This is a genomic window from Streptomyces sp. NPDC093094, assembly GCF_044754345.1.
Classification (GTDB): domain Bacteria; phylum Actinomycetota; class Actinomycetes; order Streptomycetales; family Streptomycetaceae; genus Streptomyces.
In genome coordinates this window covers 191,712-209,217 of sequence record NZ_JBIVOX010000013.1, presented here as the reverse complement: position 1 = coordinate 209,217, position 17,506 = coordinate 191,712, and the positions used below count along the sequence as shown (strand labels likewise).

16 protein-coding genes and 1 tRNA gene are annotated in these 17,506 nt (G+C 71.6%); 14 read left to right on the top strand and 3 right to left on the bottom strand.

Annotation, left to right across the window (positions count from 1 at the left end):
• The first annotated feature begins 75 nt into the window (after positions 1-75).
• Positions 76-2,877: a penicillin acylase family protein gene (locus ACIQGV_RS27345; RefSeq protein ID WP_402498651.1), complete on the top strand. Its 2,802-nt coding sequence runs from the start codon at positions 76-78 to the stop codon at positions 2,875-2,877.
• A gap of 115 nt (positions 2,878-2,992) precedes the next feature.
• Here the strand turns inward: ACIQGV_RS27345 and ACIQGV_RS27340 are convergent, their stop codons facing one another.
• Entirely contained in the window at positions 2,993-3,577 is a 585-nt protein-coding gene (locus ACIQGV_RS27340) for a 5-formyltetrahydrofolate cyclo-ligase (protein ID WP_402498649.1), read from the bottom strand.
• 133 nt (positions 3,578-3,710) lie between these two features.
• On the opposite strand from ACIQGV_RS27340, the gene galU reads away from it, so the two are divergent.
• The 7 genes from galU to ACIQGV_RS27305 all read left to right on the top strand — a co-directional run bounded on the left by galU (position 3,711) and on the right by ACIQGV_RS27305 (position 9,330).
• Positions 3,711-4,613, top strand: a complete 903-nt coding sequence (galU, locus tag ACIQGV_RS27335; RefSeq protein ID WP_402498647.1) for a UTP--glucose-1-phosphate uridylyltransferase GalU — start codon at positions 3,711-3,713, stop codon at positions 4,611-4,613.
• Between the two features lie 4 nt (positions 4,614-4,617).
• The gene (glp, locus tag ACIQGV_RS27330) at positions 4,618-5,943 is read left to right on the top strand and encodes a gephyrin-like molybdotransferase Glp (RefSeq protein ID WP_402498646.1); all 1,326 of its coding nucleotides are present in this window, start codon (positions 4,618-4,620) and stop codon (positions 5,941-5,943) included.
• Between the two features lie 122 nt (positions 5,944-6,065).
• Entirely contained in the window at positions 6,066-6,545 is a 480-nt protein-coding gene (moaC, locus tag ACIQGV_RS27325) for a cyclic pyranopterin monophosphate synthase MoaC (protein WP_402498644.1), read from the top strand.
• Positions 6,530-7,078, top strand: coding sequence for a molybdenum cofactor biosynthesis protein B (locus tag ACIQGV_RS27320; RefSeq protein ID WP_402498718.1), 549 nt, complete (start codon positions 6,530-6,532; stop codon positions 7,076-7,078). Before moaC ends, ACIQGV_RS27320 begins: the two co-directional genes overlap by 16 nt.
• Positions 7,079-7,104: 26 nt before the next feature.
• The gene (locus ACIQGV_RS27315; protein WP_402498643.1) at positions 7,105-7,752 is read left to right on the top strand and encodes a GNAT family N-acetyltransferase; all 648 of its coding nucleotides are present in this window, start codon (positions 7,105-7,107) and stop codon (positions 7,750-7,752) included.
• Positions 7,753-7,937: 185 nt separating this feature from the next.
• Entirely contained in the window at positions 7,938-9,161 is a 1,224-nt protein-coding gene (gene glpR, locus ACIQGV_RS27310; RefSeq protein WP_402498641.1) for a gephyrin-like molybdotransferase receptor GlpR, read from the top strand.
• A gap of 95 nt (positions 9,162-9,256) precedes the next feature.
• Positions 9,257-9,330: transfer RNA gene (locus ACIQGV_RS27305), tRNA-Ala, on the top strand.
• A gap of 144 nt (positions 9,331-9,474) precedes the next feature.
• Here ACIQGV_RS27305 and ACIQGV_RS27300 read toward each other — a convergent pair.
• Complete coding sequence (locus ACIQGV_RS27300) at positions 9,475-9,951, bottom strand: GNAT family N-acetyltransferase (protein WP_402498638.1); 477 nt, start codon at positions 9,949-9,951, stop codon at positions 9,475-9,477.
• 87 nt (positions 9,952-10,038) lie between these two features.
• Here ACIQGV_RS27300 and ACIQGV_RS27295 point away from each other — a divergent pair, with 87 nt between their 5' ends.
• Both ACIQGV_RS27295 and ACIQGV_RS27290 read left to right on the top strand, forming a co-directional pair.
• The gene (locus tag ACIQGV_RS27295; protein ID WP_402498636.1) at positions 10,039-10,842 is read left to right on the top strand and encodes an exodeoxyribonuclease III; all 804 of its coding nucleotides are present in this window, start codon (positions 10,039-10,041) and stop codon (positions 10,840-10,842) included.
• A gap of 222 nt (positions 10,843-11,064) precedes the next feature.
• Entirely contained in the window at positions 11,065-12,741 is a 1,677-nt protein-coding gene (locus ACIQGV_RS27290; protein WP_402498634.1) for a hypothetical protein, read from the top strand.
• A gap of 17 nt (positions 12,742-12,758) precedes the next feature.
• Here the strand turns inward: ACIQGV_RS27290 and ACIQGV_RS27285 are convergent, their stop codons facing one another.
• Positions 12,759-13,379, bottom strand: coding sequence for a MerR family transcriptional regulator (locus ACIQGV_RS27285; RefSeq protein ID WP_402498715.1), 621 nt, complete (start codon positions 13,377-13,379; stop codon positions 12,759-12,761).
• Between the two features lie 227 nt (positions 13,380-13,606).
• Between ACIQGV_RS27285 and ACIQGV_RS27280 the strand changes: the two genes are divergently transcribed.
• The 4 genes from ACIQGV_RS27280 (at position 13,607) to ACIQGV_RS27265 (ending at position 17,244) form a co-directional block, all read left to right on the top strand.
• A complete protein-coding gene (locus ACIQGV_RS27280) occupies positions 13,607-15,148 on the top strand; it encodes a flavin-containing monooxygenase (RefSeq protein ID WP_402498631.1) in 1,542 nt (513 codons plus the stop codon).
• Positions 15,145-16,062 (top strand): alpha/beta fold hydrolase, encoded by a 918-nt coding sequence (locus ACIQGV_RS27275; protein ID WP_402498628.1) that lies wholly within the window; start codon positions 15,145-15,147, stop codon positions 16,060-16,062. Before ACIQGV_RS27280 ends, ACIQGV_RS27275 begins: the two co-directional genes overlap by 4 nt.
• Positions 16,059-16,943, top strand: a complete 885-nt coding sequence (locus tag ACIQGV_RS27270) for an SDR family oxidoreductase (protein ID WP_402498625.1) — start codon at positions 16,059-16,061, stop codon at positions 16,941-16,943. The genes ACIQGV_RS27275 and ACIQGV_RS27270 overlap by 4 nt, the downstream gene beginning before the upstream one ends.
• Before the next feature lie 94 nt (positions 16,944-17,037).
• Positions 17,038-17,244: a hypothetical protein gene (locus ACIQGV_RS27265; RefSeq protein WP_402498622.1), complete on the top strand. Its 207-nt coding sequence runs from the start codon at positions 17,038-17,040 to the stop codon at positions 17,242-17,244.
• Positions 17,245-17,506 lie beyond the last annotated feature (262 nt).

Sequence of the window (17,506 nt, the reverse complement as noted above, 5' to 3'; positions counted from 1 at the left end):
TCGGGCCCTGCGCCTATGGTTGCTCCCAGCACTCCAGGACCGCCTGCCGCTCGCGTTAGGACAGCAAGGACAGCGATGCCCCCCAACACCACCGCCTCATCGGGTCAGAAACCCGGCAAGTCCGGCAGGAAGAAGGGGCGCAAAGCCCGCCTTATCGTGCTCGTGCTGGTGCTGGCCGTCGTCGGCTGCCTTGGCTTCGGGGCGTACTGGTCCGTCAGCACCGTGCGTGCCTCCTTCCCGCAGACCGAGGGATCCGTCACCCTGGACGGCCTGTCCGGGCCCGTCGACGTCAAACGCGACGGCAACGGCATCCCGCAGATCTACGCCTCCTCCGACGAGGACCTGTTCATGGCGCAGGGCTTCGTCCAGGCGCAGGACCGGTTCTACGAGATGGACGTGCGCCGGCACCTGACCTCAGGGCGTCTGTCGGAGATGTTCGGCAAGGGCCAGGTCGACAACGACGCGTTCCTGCGCACCCTGGGCTGGGACCGGGTGGCGAAGAAGGAGTACGACACCAAGCTGTCCGACTCCACCAAGAAGTACCTCCAGGCGTACGCCGAGGGTGTCAACGCCTACCTCGAGGGCAAGAACGGCGAGGACATCTCCCTGGAGTACGCCGCTCTCGGGTTCGAGAACGACTACAAGCCCGCGAAGTGGACCCCGGTCGACTCGGTCGCGTGGCTGAAGGCGATGGCCTGGGACCTGCGCGGCAACATGCAGGACGAGATCGACCGCGCCCTGATGACCAGCCGCCTCGGCCCCAAGCAGATCGCCGATCTCTACCCGCGCTACCCCTACGACCGCAACAAGGCGATCGTCCAGGAGGGCGGGTACGACGAGGCCACCGAGACGTTCGGCCAGAACGGCGGCGGGGACGACGGCGACGGCTCGGGCACCGGCCTCGACGGGACGGGCGACGGCTCCACGGACGCCTCCGGCGACGTCCAGGGCGCGTCCGCCGACGGCACGGACGGCGAGGCGCTGCAGACCCAGCTCTCCGGTCTCTACCGGGTCCTGGAGGACCTGCCCGAGGCCGTCGGCGTGAACGGCAACGGCATCGGTTCCAACTCCTGGGTCGTCGCGGGCAGCCACACCATCACCGGCAAGCCGCTGCTCGCCAACGATCCGCACCTGTCGGCCGCGCTGCCGTCCGTCTGGTACCAGATGGGCCTGCACTGCCGTTCCGTCGGCGCCAAGTGCCAGTACGACGTCAGCGGCTACACCTTCGCCGGTCTGCCCGGCGTCGTCATCGGCCACAACAAGGACATCGCCTGGGGCATGACCAACTCCGGCGTGGACGTCACCGACCTCTACCTGGAGAAGCTCACCGGCGACGGCTACCTGCTCGACGGCAAGGTCAAGCCCTTCAAGGCCCGCACGGAGACCATCCGGGTCGCCGGCGGGGCGTCCCGGACGATCATCGTCCGGGAGACCGGCAACGGCCCGCTGCTGTCCGACCGCGACGACGAACTCGTCAAGGTCGGCCGCAAGGCCACCGTCGACACCGCGGCACCCGACCGCGGCGACGGCTACGGCATCGCCCTGCGCTGGACCGCCCTGGACGCCGGCACCTCCATGGACGCCGTGTTCGCGATGGACCGGGCGGCCGGCTGGGAGGACTTCCGCGCGGCGGCCGCGCTGTTCGACGTCCCCTCGCAGAACCTGGTCTACGCCGACACCAAGAACCACATCGGCTACACGCTGCCGGGGAAGATCCCCACCCGCGCGCAGGGCCACACCGGTGCCGTCCCGGCGCCCGGCTGGGACTCGAAGTACGACTGGACCGGCTTCGTCGACCAGGACGAGCTGCCCTACGAGTTCGACCCCGAGCGCGGCTACATCGTCACCGCGAACCAGGCCGTCGTGGACAAGGACGACTACCCGTACACCCTCACCACGGACTGGGGCTACGGCACCCGCAGCCAGCGCATCGACGACCTGATCGAGTCGAAGATCAAGGGCGGCGGGAAGATCTCCACCGACGACATGCGGCAGATGCAGCTGGACAACAGCAGCGAGATCGCCAAGCTGCTGGTGCCCCGGCTGCTGAAGATCGACCTCGACGACCCGGACGTCCGTGAGGCGCAGAAGCTCCTGGAGGGCTGGGACTACACCCAGGACGCCGACTCCGCGGCGGCCGCGTACTTCAACGCGACCTGGCGCAACATCCTCAAGCTCGCCTTCGGTGACAAGCTTCCCAAGGAGCTGCGCGTCAAGGGCCAGTGCCTGTGGGTGAAGCCGACCGACACCACCGGGCCGGCCGACGAGAACCGCTCGGTCCGCGAGTGCGGGCAGCGCGACGCCGAGCAGGCGCAGCCGGACGGCGGCGACCGCTGGTTCGAGGTCGTGCGCAGCCTCATGGGCGACGAGGACAGCGACTGGTGGACCACGCCGGAGGCGGGCACGCGCGAGGGCGCGACCAACCGTGACGAGCTGTTCGAGCGTGCCATGGTCGACGCCCGCTGGGAGCTGACCGCCAAGCTCGGCAAGGACATCGACACCTGGAGCTGGGGCCGGCTGCACCGCCTGTTCCTGAAGAACCAGACCATGGGCACCGAAGGCCCCGGTTTCCTGCAGTACATGCTCAACCGCGGCCCCTGGAAGCTCGGCGGCGGCGAGGCCACGGTCAACGCGACCGGCTGGAACGCCGCCGGCGGCTACGGCGTCGTCTGGGTGCCGTCGATGCGCATGGTGGTGAACCTCGCCGACCTCGACAAGTCGCGCTGGATCAACCTCACCGGCGCCTCCGGGCACGCCTACAACGACCACTACACCGACCAGACGGACAAGTGGGCGGAGGGCGAGCTGCTGCCGTGGGCGTTCACGGAGCAGGAGGTCGACCGGCGGACCGGCGACACCCTGGTCCTCGAACCGTGACGGTCTGACGGCGGCCGGCCCCCGGCCGGCCGACGGGAACGGCCCTCCACGCGCACGCGTGGAGGGCCGTTCCCGTGCGGGGGCGTGAGACGTGAGTCACGCGCCCCCTTCCGGGTCACGCGCCGCGCGGGAAGCGGCGCACGGCCGACGGGGTCACCACCGCGTGCACCGGGCGGTCGTGCGCCTCAGCCGGAACGCGCCCCACGACCTCGGTGTCGTACAGCAGCACCACCAGCGCGGGATCCACCCGGGCCCGCTCCAGCCGGGCGAGCACGCGGTCGTAGGAGCCGCCGCCCCGGCCGAGCCGCATCCCGCGCGCGTCCACGGCGAGGCCGGGCAGCAGCACCACGTCGGCGGACGTGACCGCGTCCGGGCCGAGGCGCTCGCCGGCCGGCTCCAGCAGGGCCATCCTCCCGCCGTGCCGGACCTGCCCGAGGGAGTCCTCGCCCTCGTACGCGCCCCAGTCGAGGTCGTTGTCGGGCAGCAGGGCGGGCAGCAGGACACGTACGCCGCGGGCGCGCAGCGCGTCCAGGAGCGCGAGGGTGCCCGGTTCGGCGCCCACCGAGACGTACGCCGCCACCGTGCGGGCGTGCGCCAGCTCGGGCAGGACGAGGGCGCGTTCGGCCAGCGCGGCGGCCGCCTCCTGAACGTCGTCCGCCGTCAGTCCGTTCCTCACCGAGAGGAGGTCCCGGCGCAACATTTTCTTGTCAGTCTCGCTCGGACGTCCGAACTGCCCCACAATTTGCTCCCGTTGTGGTTCCAATGTGCTCATATGAGAAACAGTTGAGCGGAGCTGCAGGTTCCGCTCATGGGCTCCGGATAAGGTTGCGGCCATGACTCAGTCGCACCCCAGGATCAGCAAGGCTGTCATTCCCGCAGCAGGCCTCGGCACCCGGTTCCTGCCGGCCACCAAAGCCACTCCCAAGGAGATGCTGCCGGTCGTGGACAAGCCGGCGATCCAGTACGTGGTCGAGGAGGCCGTGTCCGCCGGCCTCGACGACGTCCTCATGGTCACGGGCCGCAACAAGCGCCCGCTGGAGGACCACTTCGACCGCAACTACGAGCTGGAGTCCGCCCTGGAGAAGAAGGGCGACGCCGAGCGACTGGGCAAGGTGCAGGAATCCAGCGACCTGGCGACCATGCACTACGTGCGCCAGGGCGACCCCAAGGGGCTCGGCCACGCGGTCCTGTGCGCCGCCCCGCACGTCGGCGACGAGCCCTTCGCGGTGCTCCTCGGCGACGACCTGATCGACCCGCGCGACCCGCTCCTCCAGCGCATGATCGAGGTCCAGGAGCGCCACGGCGGCAGCGTCGTCGCGCTCATGGAGGTGGCGCCCGAGCAGATCCACCTCTACGGATGCGCGGCCGTGGAGCCGACCGCCGACGGCGACGTGGTGAAGGTGAACGGCCTGGTCGAGAAGCCCGACCCGGCGGACGCGCCCTCCAACTACGCCATCATCGGCCGTTATGTCCTCGCCCCGCAGATCTTCGAGATACTGCGCAAGACCGAGCCCGGTCGCGGCGGCGAGATCCAGCTCACCGACGCCCTCCAGAAGCTCGCCGAGGACGAGCGGGCGGGCGGCCCGGTGCACGGCGTCGTCTTCCAGGGCCGCCGCTATGACACCGGCGACCGCGGCGACTACCTCCGTGCCATTGTCAGACTCGCGTGCGAACGTGAAGACCTGGGACCCGACTTCCGGTCCTGGCTCCGCAGTTACGTCACCGAGGAGATGTAGCCCCTTGAGCACCGCCGCGCCCCGCACCGCCGGCCAGGACCACCTGTGGTCGGTCGACGAGCACCTGGAGGACATCCTCGCGACCGTCCGCCCCCTGGAACCCATCGAGCTCCAGCTGCTGGACGCCCAGGGCTGCGTCCTGGTCGACGACGTCACGGTGCCGGTCTCGCTGCCGCCGTTCGACAACAGCTCCATGGACGGGTACGCGGTACGGGTCGCGGATGTCGCGGGCGCGAGCGAGGAGTTCCCGGCCGTCCTGGAGGTCGTCGGGGACGTCGCGGCGGGCCAGGCGGCCGATCTGCTGCACGTGGGCCCGGGCCAGGCCGCCCGCATCATGACGGGTGCCCCCGTGCCGCCCGGTGCCGAGGCGGTCGTCCCCGTCGAGTGGACCGACGGCGGTCTCGGCGAGGGCCCCGTGACCGGCATGCGCGCGCGCAGCCTCGCTCCCGAGGGCGCCGGCGGCCGGATCCAGGTGTACCGGCCGGCCGAGGCACGCGCCCATGTGCGCGCCACGGGCAGCGACGTGAAGGCCGGGGACCGCGCCCTGGATGCGGGCACCGTCCTCGGCCCGCCCCAGATCGCGCTCCTCGCCGCGATCGGCCGCGGCAGGGTCCGGGTGCGCCCGCGTCCGCGTGTGGTCGTGCTCTCCACCGGCAGCGAGCTCGTCCAGCCCGGGGAGGAGCTCGGCAGCGGCCAGATCTACGACTCCAACAGCTTCGCCCTCACCGCGGCGGCCCGTGACGCCGGCGCCATCGCCTACCGCGTGGGCGCCGTCGCCGACGACGCCGAGACCCTGCGCACCACCGTCGAGGACCAGTTGGTGCGCGCCGACCTGATGGTCACCACCGGGGGCGTGAGCGTCGGCGCGTACGACGTCGTCAAGGAGGCCCTCCAGCACGTCGGCGACGAGGACGAGGCGGGCAGCGGCATCGAGTTCCGCAAACTCGCCATGCAGCCGGGCAAGCCGCAGGGCTTCGGCTCCATCGGCCCCGACCACACACCGCTGCTGGCGCTGCCCGGCAACCCGGTGTCCTCGTACGTCTCCTTCGAGCTGTTCGTGCGCCCGGCGATCCGCGCCCTCATGGGCCTGCCCGACGTCCACCGCCCGCGCACCCGGGCCGCCCTGGCCGGCGACAGGACCCTGACCTCTCCGAAGGGCCGCAGACAGTTCCTGCGGGGGGTGTACGCCGAGGGCCGCGTCACCCCGGTCGGCGGAGCCGGCTCCCATCTCGTCGCGGCGCTCGCGCACGCCGACGCCCTGATCGTCGTCCCCGAGGACGTGGAGTCGGTCCGGCCCGGCACCGAGGTCGAGGTCGTCCTGCTCGGCTGAGCACTCCGCCGGACCACCCGGTGGCCTGCTCCGCCGACCGCGCCGAAGTGGCGGTACCGTGTCGCGCACAGCAGGCCCGTGCGCCGCACCGCGACGGGCCCGGACCGGGAGCGCCACACGCCATGAGCACGCAGGACCGACTGACACACATCGACGACGCGGGCGCGGCCCGCATGGTCGACGTATCCGGCAAGGACGTGACCGCGCGCACCGCGCGTGCGAGCGGCCGGGTCCTCGTCGCGCCACGGGTGGTGGAACTGCTGCGCGGCGAGGGCGTGCCCAAGGGCGACGCCCTGGCCACCGCGCGGATCGCGGGCATCATGGGCGCCAAGCGCACGCCCGATCTCATTCCCTTGTGCCACCCCTTGGCGCTGTCCGGTGTGAAACTGGACCTGTCGGTCGCGGACGACGCCGTGGAGATCACCGCCACGGTGAGGACGACGGACCGCACGGGCGTCGAGATGGAGGCCCTCACCGCGGTCTCCGTCGCCGCGCTCACCGTGATCGACATGGTCAAGGCGGTCGACAAGGGAGCGGTCATCACGGACGTGCGGGTGGAGGAGAAGACGGGCGGCAAGTCGGGCGACTGGAGCCGGGCGTGAGCGCCGGGACCTATCGCGCGCTGGTCGTGACCGCCTCCAACCGGGCCGCCGCCGGGGTCTACGAGGACAAGGGCGGCCCGCTGGTGGCCGACGGCCTCAGCGGCTTCGGGTTCGCCGTCGACGGGCCCCGGGTGGTGCCGGACGGGGACCCCGTGGAGGCGGCTCTGCGGGCCGGGGTCGACGCCGGGTACGACGTGATCGTCACCACCGGCGGCACGGGCATCTCGCCCACCGACCGCACGCCCGAGGCGACCCGCGCGGTGCTCGACCGCGAGGTGCCGGGCATCGCCGAGGCCATCCGTGCCCACGGCCGCGAGAAGGTGCCCACCGCGGCGCTGTCCCGGGGCCTGGCAGGGGTGGCGGGCAGCACGCTCGTCGTCAATCTGCCGGGCTCCACCGGAGGGGTGAAGGACGGCCTCGCCGTCCTGGGAACCCTTCTGGTGCACGCCGTCGAGCAGATCCGCGGCGGGGACCACCCACGGCCCGCGGGGACCGGCGACGGTCCCTCCGGACGTCCCGGGGGTGCGAGCTGAGCAGCGCGACCTGGCCGGTCGAGCTGGTGGACGGAGACGTCGTCCTCCGGCCGATAAAGCTGCGCGACCAGCGGGTCTGGCGCGAGGTGAACCGGCGCAACCGTGACTGGCTGCGCCCCTGGGAGGCGACCATCCCGCCGCCCGGGCCGGGTGGGCCGATGGCGCACCGGCCCACCTACCGGCAGATGGTCCGGCATCTGCGGGCCGAGGCGCACTCGGGCCGGATGCTGCCGTTCGTGATCGAGTACCAGGGACGGCTGGTCGGGCAGCTGACGGTCGCCGGGATCACCTGGGGCTCGATGTGCTCGGGGCACGTCGGCTACTGGGTGGACCAGAGTGTGGCCGGCCGCGGGGTGATGCCGACGGCGGTCGCGCTCGTCGTCGACCACTGTTTCCGCACCGTCGGCCTGCACCGCATCGAGGTCTGCATTCGCCCGGAGAACGGGCCCAGCCGCCGGGTCGTGGAGAAACTCGGATTCCGCGAGGAGGGGCTGCGGCCCCGTTATCTCCACATCGACGGCGCCTGGCGCGACCATCTGGTCTTCGCGCTGACCGCGGAGGAAGTCCAGGACGGGCTGATGAACCGCTGGAGGCGCGCGCGTTCCCGCGGCGAGGTGCACGACGAGCGGGGCACTCCTCCTGACCGGCGCAACACGCAGGGCAATCCCGCGTAGCCCCGGGAATTGAATAAATGTTCGAAATTGACCGACCGGTGACCGGGTCGGGGCAATCAATTCGCGCCCGGGACGGGCTGCTGATCGCATCCGTCACAAAAAAAGTTCGAAATATCAGCCAGATCGTGCGACACACCGGCCCAATTGGCGGATGGCCTCACGCAAACCCCTCTACCGTGTGAGGCGTGAGCAGCAGCGGCCTCATCTACGCAGTCATTGTCGGGGCCTGGGCCGCCTACTTGGTGCCGATGTGGCTCCGTAGGCAGGACGAGCTGAACGAGGCCCGTCCGACGGAACGCTTCAGCACTGCCATCCGGTTGCTGTCCGGACGGGCGGGCATGGAGCGCCGGTACGCCAAGGACCTGCGGGCGCGCTCCACCGACGAGGAGGAGCCCGGCCTTCACGACCCGGACGCGGTCACCGACTCGGTGGACGTCCGGGCCTTCGTCGTGCCCCCGACACGCCAGCAGCCGGCGATCCAGGCACAGGTGCAGGCACAGGGGCAGGCACAGGGGCAGGTACAGGCCCCGGCCCAGGAACGCGGTGAGCCGGCGCGGGAACGTCCGGCCGCACCGGCACGCAAGCCCGTGCCGGGGGCCCGGCGCGCACCTGGGCAGAGCGCCGCCGCGGCGGCACGCGCCCAGCGTTCGAAGGCGCTCGCGCGCCGCAGGCGCACCACCATCCTGCTCTTCCTGGCCTTCACGCTCGGCGCGGTCGTCGCGGCCGTCGGCGGCCTCACGTTCCTGTGGGCGCCGACCGTCCCCGCGATGCTGCTGAGCGGGTACATCGCGTACCTGCGCTCGCAGGAGCGGCGGCGGTTCGCCTTCCAGATGGACCGGCGCCGGGCCGAGGACGCGGCCAGGCGGCTGCGCGAACGGGCGGCGCGGGAGCCGCGCGGGCCCGTCGCGGAGCCGGCGGCCGAGGAGGCCGAGGAGCCCGACGAAGCGGTCGAGCCGGAGCCGGACCCGGGTCTGTCGGCGCTCGCGGCGGACCGGCGGGCCCTGGTGGAGCAGACCGACCACGCGGAGTGGGTCGACCAGCAGCGGGAGCGGCAGCGCGGGCCGGCCCGGGGCGACAGCTGGGATCCGGTGCCGGTGCCCCTGCCCACGTACGTGACGGCTCCGGTCGCGCCGCGCGCCACGTCCGACGTGGACCTCTCGGCGCCGGACGCCTGGAGCTCCGCGCGGTCGAGCGCCGTCACCCGGGACCAGGAACCCCTTGCCGAGGACCGCCCGCACGGCGCGGACGGGGCGGACGGGGCCGAGGACGCCGACGACCGGCCGGGCGAGGACGGCGGGCGCAGCGACGCCCGGCGGGCCGCCTCCGCCCGCAGGGCGCGGGAGCGGGGCCGTACGCCGCTGTTCGACCAGTACGAGGACGGCGGACGCCCCCGGGCCGCCAACGAGTGACGGCCGGGAGCGGCGGCTCCCGGTGGGCCCGCCGCCCCACCGGACACGGATTTCCGGGCACGGCGATCGGGATGCTAAAGTTTCACTCGTTGCAAGGGCCTGTGGCGCAGTCCGGTAGCGCACCTCGTTCGCATCGAGGGGGCCAGGGGTTCAAATCCCCTCAGGTCCACCGCAACAACTGATCCTGGCGAGTCCGGGGCCAGTTGAGAAGATCCCGTCCGATCGGAAGATCGGGCGGGATCTTTGTTCTTCCCGGGGCGGACGCGCGGTCCGCACCCGATGGGGTGTCAGGCACCCCGTCGGGTGACGGGTGTCACAGCGCCTTGGCGTAGCAGCGGCTGTCCTCGTGGAAGCGGTAGTAGCCGAACTTGGTGCACGGCTCGTAGCCGGTGGCGGTGTACAGGCCGATGGCCTCCGGCTGGCGGATCCCGGTCTCCAGGACCATGCGGACGCGGCCGGCCGCGCGGGCGTCCTCCTCCAGGGCGACGAGGATGCGGCGGGCCAGTCCGCGGCCGCGCATGTCGCGCACGACGTACATGCGCTTGAGTTCGGCGTCGCCGTCCTCGTTGCCCTCGCCGTTGCCGTCCTGGCTGCGCCAGCCGCCCGTGGCGACGGGCAGGCCGGCCTCGTCGTAGGCGATCAGATAGACGCCGCGCGGGGGCTCGAAGTCGGTGGGAGCGAGGGAGGTGGCGTCGCCGCCGTCGCCGTAGCGCTCGTGGTACTCGGCCTGCACCTCGTCGTTCAGCTTGACGGCGTCGGGGTGGTCGAAGGGGACGCGGCGGATATCCATGCCGGTCATCGTACGTATACGTCCGTATGACCAGTCTCCCGTTGATCGAATTCTGGACCAGGTCCAGAGTGCCGGTATCGTGCCGGGGTGCTCACTGTGACCTCTGTGAATGTGAACGGGCTGCGCGCCGCCGCGAAGAAGGGCTTCGTGGAGTGGCTCGCCGGCACCTCCGCCGATGTGCTGTGCCTCCAGGAGGTGCGGGCCGAGCCGCAGCAGCTGCCCGAGCAGGTCCGTGACCCCGAGGGCTGGCACGTGGTGCACGCCCCGGCCGCGGCCAAGGGGCGTGCCGGGGTGTCCCTGTACACCCGCCGTGAGCCCGACGCCGTGCGCGTCGGCTTCGGCTCGGCCGAGTTCGACGGCAGCGGCCGTTACGTCGAGGCCGACCTGCCGGGTGTGACGGTCGCCTCCCTCTATCTCCCCTCCGGTGAGGTCGGCACCGGGCGCCAGGACGAGAAGGTCCGTTTCATGGGCGAGTTCCTCGCCCACCTCAAGGAGCTGCGCGAGCGGGCCGCGGAGCAGGGGCGGGAGGTGCTGGTGTGCGGCGACTGGAACATCGCCCATCAGCCCGCCGACCTGAAGAACTGGCGCGGCAACACCAGGAACTCCGGCTTCCTGCCCGAGGAGCGGGAGTGGCTGGGCCGGGTCCTCGACGCGCGGGACGGCGGGTACGTCGACGTCGTGCGGGCACTGCATCCCGGGACGGAGGGCCCCTACACCTGGTGGTCGTACCGCGGGCGGGCGTTCGACAACGACAGCGGCTGGCGCATCGACCTCCAGGTCGCCACCCCGGGGCTGGCGGAGCGCTGCGTCAAGGCGTACGTCGAGCGGGCCGCGACGCACGCCGAGCGATGGAGCGACCACGCGCCCGTGACGGCCGTGTTCGACCGCTGAGCAGGCGTTTTCCGGGTTTCCCCGGGGGCTCCCCAGGGGTTTTCCGGGGGCTTCACCAGGGGCTTTCCGCAGCCCCGGACGCGCCGGGCGGCGCCCCGGTGAAGCCTCGACGGAGCCCCGGTGGCCCGGAATCCGCTTCCGGCTGATCCCTGGACGGCCGCTCCGTATACTCCGCCGGAGCACCCCGTTCCGCACCCCCGGTCAGAGAGTTGCCTCGCCACCATGACGCATCCGCTGCCTCCGCTGTCGCCCAACTACGCGACGCACATGACCCGTGCCTACAAGGAGAGCGTGGAGGTGCACGGGAAGTGGCCGGTCGAGTACCAGTTCCGGGCAGCTCAGGGGGACCACCGGCATCTGCTGGTGGTTTTCTCGTCCGTGGGCAGCAAGTACGGATTCGGTGGCGCGCTGGACAGCGTGAAGTGCAATGTCCTGCGTATCCGTGACCATTTCGACGGCGCGGCCTCGTACTACGTGGCCCGGGACATGGACTTCAGCGTCTCGGACTCCGTCCAGGAGCTCATCCAGGACTTCATGCGGCGGCTGCGCGTGAGCCGGGACGAGGTGACACTGCTGGGTGCCTCCAAGGGCGGAAGCGCCGCGCTCTACTACGGCCTGAAGTACGACTACAAGAACATCGTGGCGTCGACGCCGCAGTATTTCCTGGGCAGTTATTCCAAGGGGCACGGCCAGCTCGGCGACGCGGTTCTCGGGGAGGGCCAGCCCGACGAGAACGTGGCGGTCATGGACGCCGTCATGAAGGACGTCATCGAGAAGGACAAGGACCTCGGGCGGAACATATACGTGGTCTCCTCGCCCGGGGACTACCAGTACGAGCAGGAAGTCGCCCACTATCTCCCGGCGCTGCGGGCGTACGAGAACTTCAACTTCCTTTTCGTCGAGTCGCCCACGGTGCGCCGGCACGACGAGGTGGTCCGCCAGGCGCTGCCCTCGATCCTGAGCATCGTGTACGCGGTGACGGAGGGCGTCGCCCCCCGCTGGGGCGACGTGCGGGTCGGCGCCGACGCCGAGGACCGGGAGGCGGCCGCCGAGTACCTGGCCGAGCTGCGCGGACGCGACACCGCCCTGGCCACGCTCACCCGCGCCGTCTTCACGGACGGGAAGCTGGAGCTGAAGGGGCGTGCCTTCCTGCCGGGCCAGCGGGCCGAGGGCCCGGCCGACGAGACCAAGCGGCTGGTCCTGGAGAAGGACGGCCGCACCTGGGCGTATCCGCTGGAGACGACCAGCGAGATCAGGCTCTACCGGGACTATTTCGACGAGTACTTCTGCGAGTACGCCATGGGCGGTTTCGCCTCGCAGGGCGAGCTGGCCTTCGACGACCTTCCCCAGGGCACCTACGACGTCTCCGTCAGCATCGCCAGCAAGGCCGAGGAGATAGAACGGCGGACCCGGCTGATCTCGGCGGCGGCGGTGGACCGGCGTCAGGTCTGCGGTGATTCCGAGGTGCTTTTCCGGGGCGGGAAGGGCGGGCTGAAGCTCGTCAAGCGCAGCATCGTGGGTGCCGATTCGCCGGGTGTGAGTTTCTCCGCCGTGAAGGCCGAGGAACGCGACCGCAGGATCCACGCGGAAGGCGTCTTCTTCCTGCCCGGCAGGAATGCCGACCGCGACGGGCACGCGCACTACTACCTCGTGCTCGAAGGAAAGCCGGGAATCCGTTCCTACCCTCTGGCCGCCCGGAAGAGCCCGGAGTCCGTACGGCCGCACAAGCAGCAGGGTGACCTCGGGAACTACGACTTCGGCTGCTTCACCGCGGGGGCGGCGGGGATCGACGTCTCGGACGTTCCGGCCGGACGGTACAACCTGCTCGTGTCGATGAGTGTCGGCGGTGCGCTGTTCACCAAGCGGGCCGGGAAGGTCACGCTGAAGAAGACCCGCTGACGCCCCGGGCCGCGTCCTCAGTCCGTCTTGCGCAGCCTGCGGTCCATCGCCAGGGACAGTTCCGCCTCCACCACGCTCCTGGCCAGCGGCCGCAGCCGGTGGAGGTCCTCCTCCGGGCCGTGGCGCAGGACCAGATCGGCGAAGAGCTCGGCGAGGGCGTCCGCGTGCGCGCGGACCCGGGACGCGGCGGAGAGGACGTCCGCGAGAGGGATGCCCTCCCGCACGAGGGCGGCGGAGACGTCGAGGAGCCGGCGGCTGATGTGGACGATGTCCTCGCCGTCGGTGCCGAGATAGCCGAGCTCCATGGCGGCGGCGAAGTTCTCGGGCGTGACCTCGCCGGCGAAGTGGTCGGCGAGTTCCTCCGGGGTCAGACGGACCGGTTCCTCCTCGGTGGGCGTGCCGAGGCCCAGGAGGTCGCCGACGTCCCGGCCGTGGTCGAACGCCTCGGCCAGTTCGGCGATGCCGTTCAGGGTGTGGCCGCGTTCCAGCAGGGCCGCGATCGTGCGCAGCCGGGCCAGGTGATGGTCGTCGTACCAGGCGATACGGCCCTCGCGGCGGGGCGGCGGGATCAGCTTGCGTTCGCGGTAGAAGCGCAGGGTGCGCACGGTGATGCCGGCCAGCCGGGCCAGCTCCTCCATGCGGTACTCCCGGCGGCCGCCGGCCTGTCCGGCCTCGCGCGGTTCGCGCGCGGCACCCTGTCCGACGTCCCGTCCTGCGTCATCTGCCACATCCGGAAGCCTATGTTGTACCGCCGGTAACTTTCCTCGCCCGGACCCCTACCCATGAGTACGGCCCTCCTCTACCCTCCCCATTGCGCCAGTGTTCACTGGCAGAGTCCGGCGGTGCGATGCGGGGAGGCTTCGGGATGGCCGAGCACGAGCATGTTCGGGTGGCGGTGATCGGGTCCGGGTTCGGCGGGCTCGGGGCGGCCGTACGCCTGCGACGCGAGGGGATCACCGACTTCGTCGTCCTGGAACGGGCCGGCGGCGTCGGCGGCACCTGGCGCGACAACAGCTACCCCGGGTGCGCCTGCGACGTGCCCTCGCACCTGTACTCCTTCTCCTTCGCGCCCCACCCCGACTGGCCGCGCACCTTCTCCGGTCAGGAGCACATCCGCGCCTACCTGGAGCGCGTCACGGACACCTTCGGGCTGCGTCCCCACATCCGCTTCGACTCCGAGGTCAAGCTGATGACCTGGGACACCGGGAAGCTGCTGTGGCACATCGAGACCAGCAGCGGCTCGCTCACCGCCGATGTCGTCGTCTCCGCGACCGGCCCGCTGTCCGACCCGAAGATCCCGGACATCCCGGGCCTCGACACCTTCCCGGGCAAGGTGTTCCACTCCGCCCGCTGGGACCACGACCTCGACCTCACCGGCAAGCGCGTCGCCATGGTCGGCACCGGCGCCTCCGCCATCCAGATCGTCCCGGCGATCCAGCCGAAGGTCGCGCACCTCACCCTCTTCCAGCGCACCCCGCCCTGGGTGATGCCCCGGATGGACCGGGCGATCAGCGGCGTCGAGCGCTCCCTGCACCGGGCGCTGCCGTTCACGACCCAGCTGCGCCGCGGACTGCTGTGGGGCATCAGGGAGCTCCAGGTCCAGGCGTTCACCAAGCACCCGAACGAGCTGGGCCTGGTGGAGAAGATCGCCCGGCAGAACATGACCAGGGCGATCAAGGACCCGGCCCTGCGCGCCAAGCTCACCCCCGACTACCGCATCGGCTGCAAGCGGATCCTGCTGTCCAGTGAGTACTACCCGGCGCTCGCGCAGCCCCATGTGGACGTCGTCGCCAGCGGTCTGAGCGAGATCCGCGGATCCACGGTCGTCGCCGCCGACGGCACCGAGGCCGAGGTCGACGCGATCGTCTTCGGCACCGGCTTCCACGTGACGGACATGCCGATCGCCGAACGGGTCGTCGGCGCGGAGGGCCGGACCCTGGCCGAGACCTGGCAGGACGGAATGCAGGCCCTGCGCGGCGCGTCGGCGGCGGGCTTCCCCAACTGGATGACGATCATCGGCCCCAACACCGGCCTGGGGAACTCCTCCATGATCCTCATGATCGAGTCCCAGCTGAACTACATGGCCGACTATCTGCGTCAGCTCGACGTCCTCGGAGGGCGTGCCGCCCTCGACGCCCGGCCGAGTGCCGTGGGCGCCTGGAACCGCCGGGTGCAGGAGCGGATGAAGCGCACGGTGTGGAACACCGGCGGCTGCACCAGCTGGTACCTGGACGCCTCCGGCCGCAACACCACCGTCTGGCCCGGTACGACGACGGAGTTCCGGAGGGCGACCCGCCGGGTGGACCTCGCGGAGTACGCCGTGCTGCGCGAGCCCGCCGCCCGGGCGGCCGTCGCGTCCGCACCGGAGACCGCCGGGGAACCGGCCGTGCAGGACGTGACCGCATGAGCCGTCTCACGCACGTCGCCTCCGGCCCCTATGCCCCGCCGGTCCCGGCCCGGGTGCTGACCGCCGTCTCCGCGGACGGCGCCCGGCTGCACGTCGAGGTGCACGGGCCCGAGGGCGCCCCGGCCGTGGTCCTCGCACACGGCTGGACCTGCTCGACCGCCTTCTGGGCGGCGCAGATCCGCGACCTGGCCGCCGACCACCGGGTGATCGCCTACGACCAGCGCGGCCACGGCCGCAGTCCGGCGAGCCCCGCGTGCAGCACGGACGCGCTCGCCGACGACCTCGAAGCGGTGCTCCTGGCCACGCTCGCCCCCGGTGAGAAGGCCGTGGTCGCCGGCCACTCGATGGGCGGCATGACCGTCATGGCCGCCTCCGCCCGGCCCGCCTTCCGGGCGCACGCGGCGGCGGTGCTGCTGTGCAGCACGGGCAGTTCGCGGCTGGTCGCCGAGTCCACGGTCCTGCCGCTGGGGGCCGGACGCCTCAGGAGCGGGCTGACCCGGCGGGTCCTCGGTTCGAGCCTCCCGCTGGGGCCGGTCACCCCCGTCGCCCGGAGGATCCTCAAGTACGCCACGATGGGCGCCGGTTCGGCACCCGGCATGATCGAGGCGTGCGCCCGGATCGTGCACGCCTGTCCGCGCAGGGTCCGCCGCGCCTGGGGCGGGGTGCTGGCGCTGCTCGACCTCGACCACGGTGTGCGGGAACTGCGCGTCCCCACGGAGGTGATCGCGGGCACCGCCGACCGGCTGACCCCGCCGGTGCACGCGGCCGCGCTGGCCGCCGCGCTGCCGAACTGCCTGGGTGTGACCGAGCTGCCCGGGCTCGGGCACATGACACCCGTGGAGGCGCCCGAGGTGGTCACCGGCCGCATCCGGACACTCGTCACCACGTACACGCAGGTCAAGGAGGGCGCATGAGCAAGGTCAGTCTCCAGGGGCAGGTCGCGGTCGTCACCGGCGCGGCGCGCGGCGTCGGCGAGCTGCTCGCCCGCAAGCTGTCCGCGCGCGGCGCGAAGGTCGCGCTGGTCGGCCTCGAACCGGACGCACTGAAGGACGTCTCCTCACGGCTGCACGGCGACAGCGACCACTGGTACGCCGACGTCACCGACCACGAGGCCATGGCGCGGGTGGCGCGCGAGGTGAAGGAACGCTTCGGGAAGGTCGACATCGTCGTCGCCAACGCCGGTGTGGCGAGCGGCGGTCCGTTCGCCGACTCCGACCCGGACGCGTGGCGGCGGGTGATCGAGGTCAACCTCATCGGCTCGGCCGTCACGGCCCGCGCGTTCCTGCCGGTGCTCACGGAGAGCCGGGGATACCTGCTCCAGATCGCGTCCCTCGCGGCCATCACTCCGGCGCCGATGATGACGGCGTACTGCGCGTCCAAGTCGGGCGTGGAGGCGTACGCGCACAGTCTGCGCGCGGAGGTCGGCCACAAGGGGGTGCGGGTGGGCGTCGGTTACCTGTCGTGGACCGACACCGACATGGTGCGCGGGGCCGACCAGGACGACGTCATGCGGGAGCTCAGGCAGCGGCTGCCGTGGCCGTCGAACAAGACGTACCCGCTGGGCCCGGCCGTCGACCGGATCGTCGCGGGGATCGAACGGCGCTCCAGCCATGTGTACGGACAGTGGTGGCTGCGCGGGATGCAGGGCGTGCGCGGCGCCCTGCCGGGGCTCATCGGCACGGTCGGGCAGCGAGAGGTGCGGCGGTTCGCGGACCGGCTCGACGGCATGCGGATCGGGCTGGTGGGCGCGGGCGGGGCGGCCGACGAGTCGGAACGGGCCGCCCGTCAGCGGTGATCACGTGCTGTCACTGATCGACATGCGTACGGTCACCGCGCGTGTGAGCCTGGTCGGGCCCCGATCCCCTCACCCATCACAGGAGTGAACTCACATGGGCATGAAGGACAAGTTCCAGGACCAGGCCGAGCAGTGGCAGCAGCAGGCCCGTCAGCGGATGGACCAGGCCAAGGGCCAGGGACAGCAGCAGGAGCGGCAGCGCCAGCAGGTGCAGGAGCGTGGCCGGCGCCGTGAGGACGAGGACATGGAGCGGGAGCGGCGGGAGGCCGAGGACCGGCTCGACCACGACTACGACGCGTAGCCGCTGCGCTCGGCTTCGGCGGCCGGTTCGAGCGGCCTGTCGTGCAGGGTGTCTCTCCCTCGGGGAGGGGCACCCTGCTCGTGCGCCGTCGTTCGGGGAGGGGCACCCTCGCTCGTGCGCCGTCGTTCGGGTGCGGACCGTGGGGTCCGTTCGTGCGGTTCCCCGCGCCCCTTTCGGGGTGTTGTCCTCGGGTCCGTTCGTGCGGTTCCCCGCGCCCCTTTCGGGGCGTTGTCCTCGGGTCCGTTCGCGCGGTTCCCCGTGC

Excerpts from the sequence above, each read along its gene's own strand:
- ACIQGV_RS27340 (WP_402498649.1), bottom strand. The coding sequence starts at position 3,577 with ATGTTGCGCCGGGACCTCCTCTCGGTGAGGAACGGACTGACGGCGGAC.
- moaC (WP_402498644.1), top strand. The coding sequence starts at position 6,066 with ATGAGCACGCAGGACCGACTGACACACATCGACGACGCGGGCGCGGCC.
- ACIQGV_RS27265 (WP_402498622.1), top strand. The coding sequence starts at position 17,038 with ATGGGCATGAAGGACAAGTTCCAGGACCAGGCCGAGCAGTGGCAGCAG.
- ACIQGV_RS27270 (WP_402498625.1), top strand. The coding sequence starts at position 16,059 with ATGAGCAAGGTCAGTCTCCAGGGGCAGGTCGCGGTCGTCACCGGCGCG.
- ACIQGV_RS27280 (WP_402498631.1), top strand. The coding sequence starts at position 13,607 with ATGGCCGAGCACGAGCATGTTCGGGTGGCGGTGATCGGGTCCGGGTTC.
- ACIQGV_RS27300 (WP_402498638.1), bottom strand. The coding sequence starts at position 9,951 with ATGGATATCCGCCGCGTCCCCTTCGACCACCCCGACGCCGTCAAGCTG.
- ACIQGV_RS27345 (WP_402498651.1), top strand. The coding sequence starts at position 76 with ATGCCCCCCAACACCACCGCCTCATCGGGTCAGAAACCCGGCAAGTCC.
- galU (WP_402498647.1), top strand. The coding sequence starts at position 3,711 with ATGACTCAGTCGCACCCCAGGATCAGCAAGGCTGTCATTCCCGCAGCA.
- ACIQGV_RS27290 (WP_402498634.1), top strand. The coding sequence starts at position 11,065 with ATGACGCATCCGCTGCCTCCGCTGTCGCCCAACTACGCGACGCACATG.
- ACIQGV_RS27275 (WP_402498628.1), top strand. The coding sequence starts at position 15,145 with ATGAGCCGTCTCACGCACGTCGCCTCCGGCCCCTATGCCCCGCCGGTC.
- ACIQGV_RS27285 (WP_402498715.1), bottom strand. The coding sequence starts at position 13,379 with ATGGAGGAGCTGGCCCGGCTGGCCGGCATCACCGTGCGCACCCTGCGC.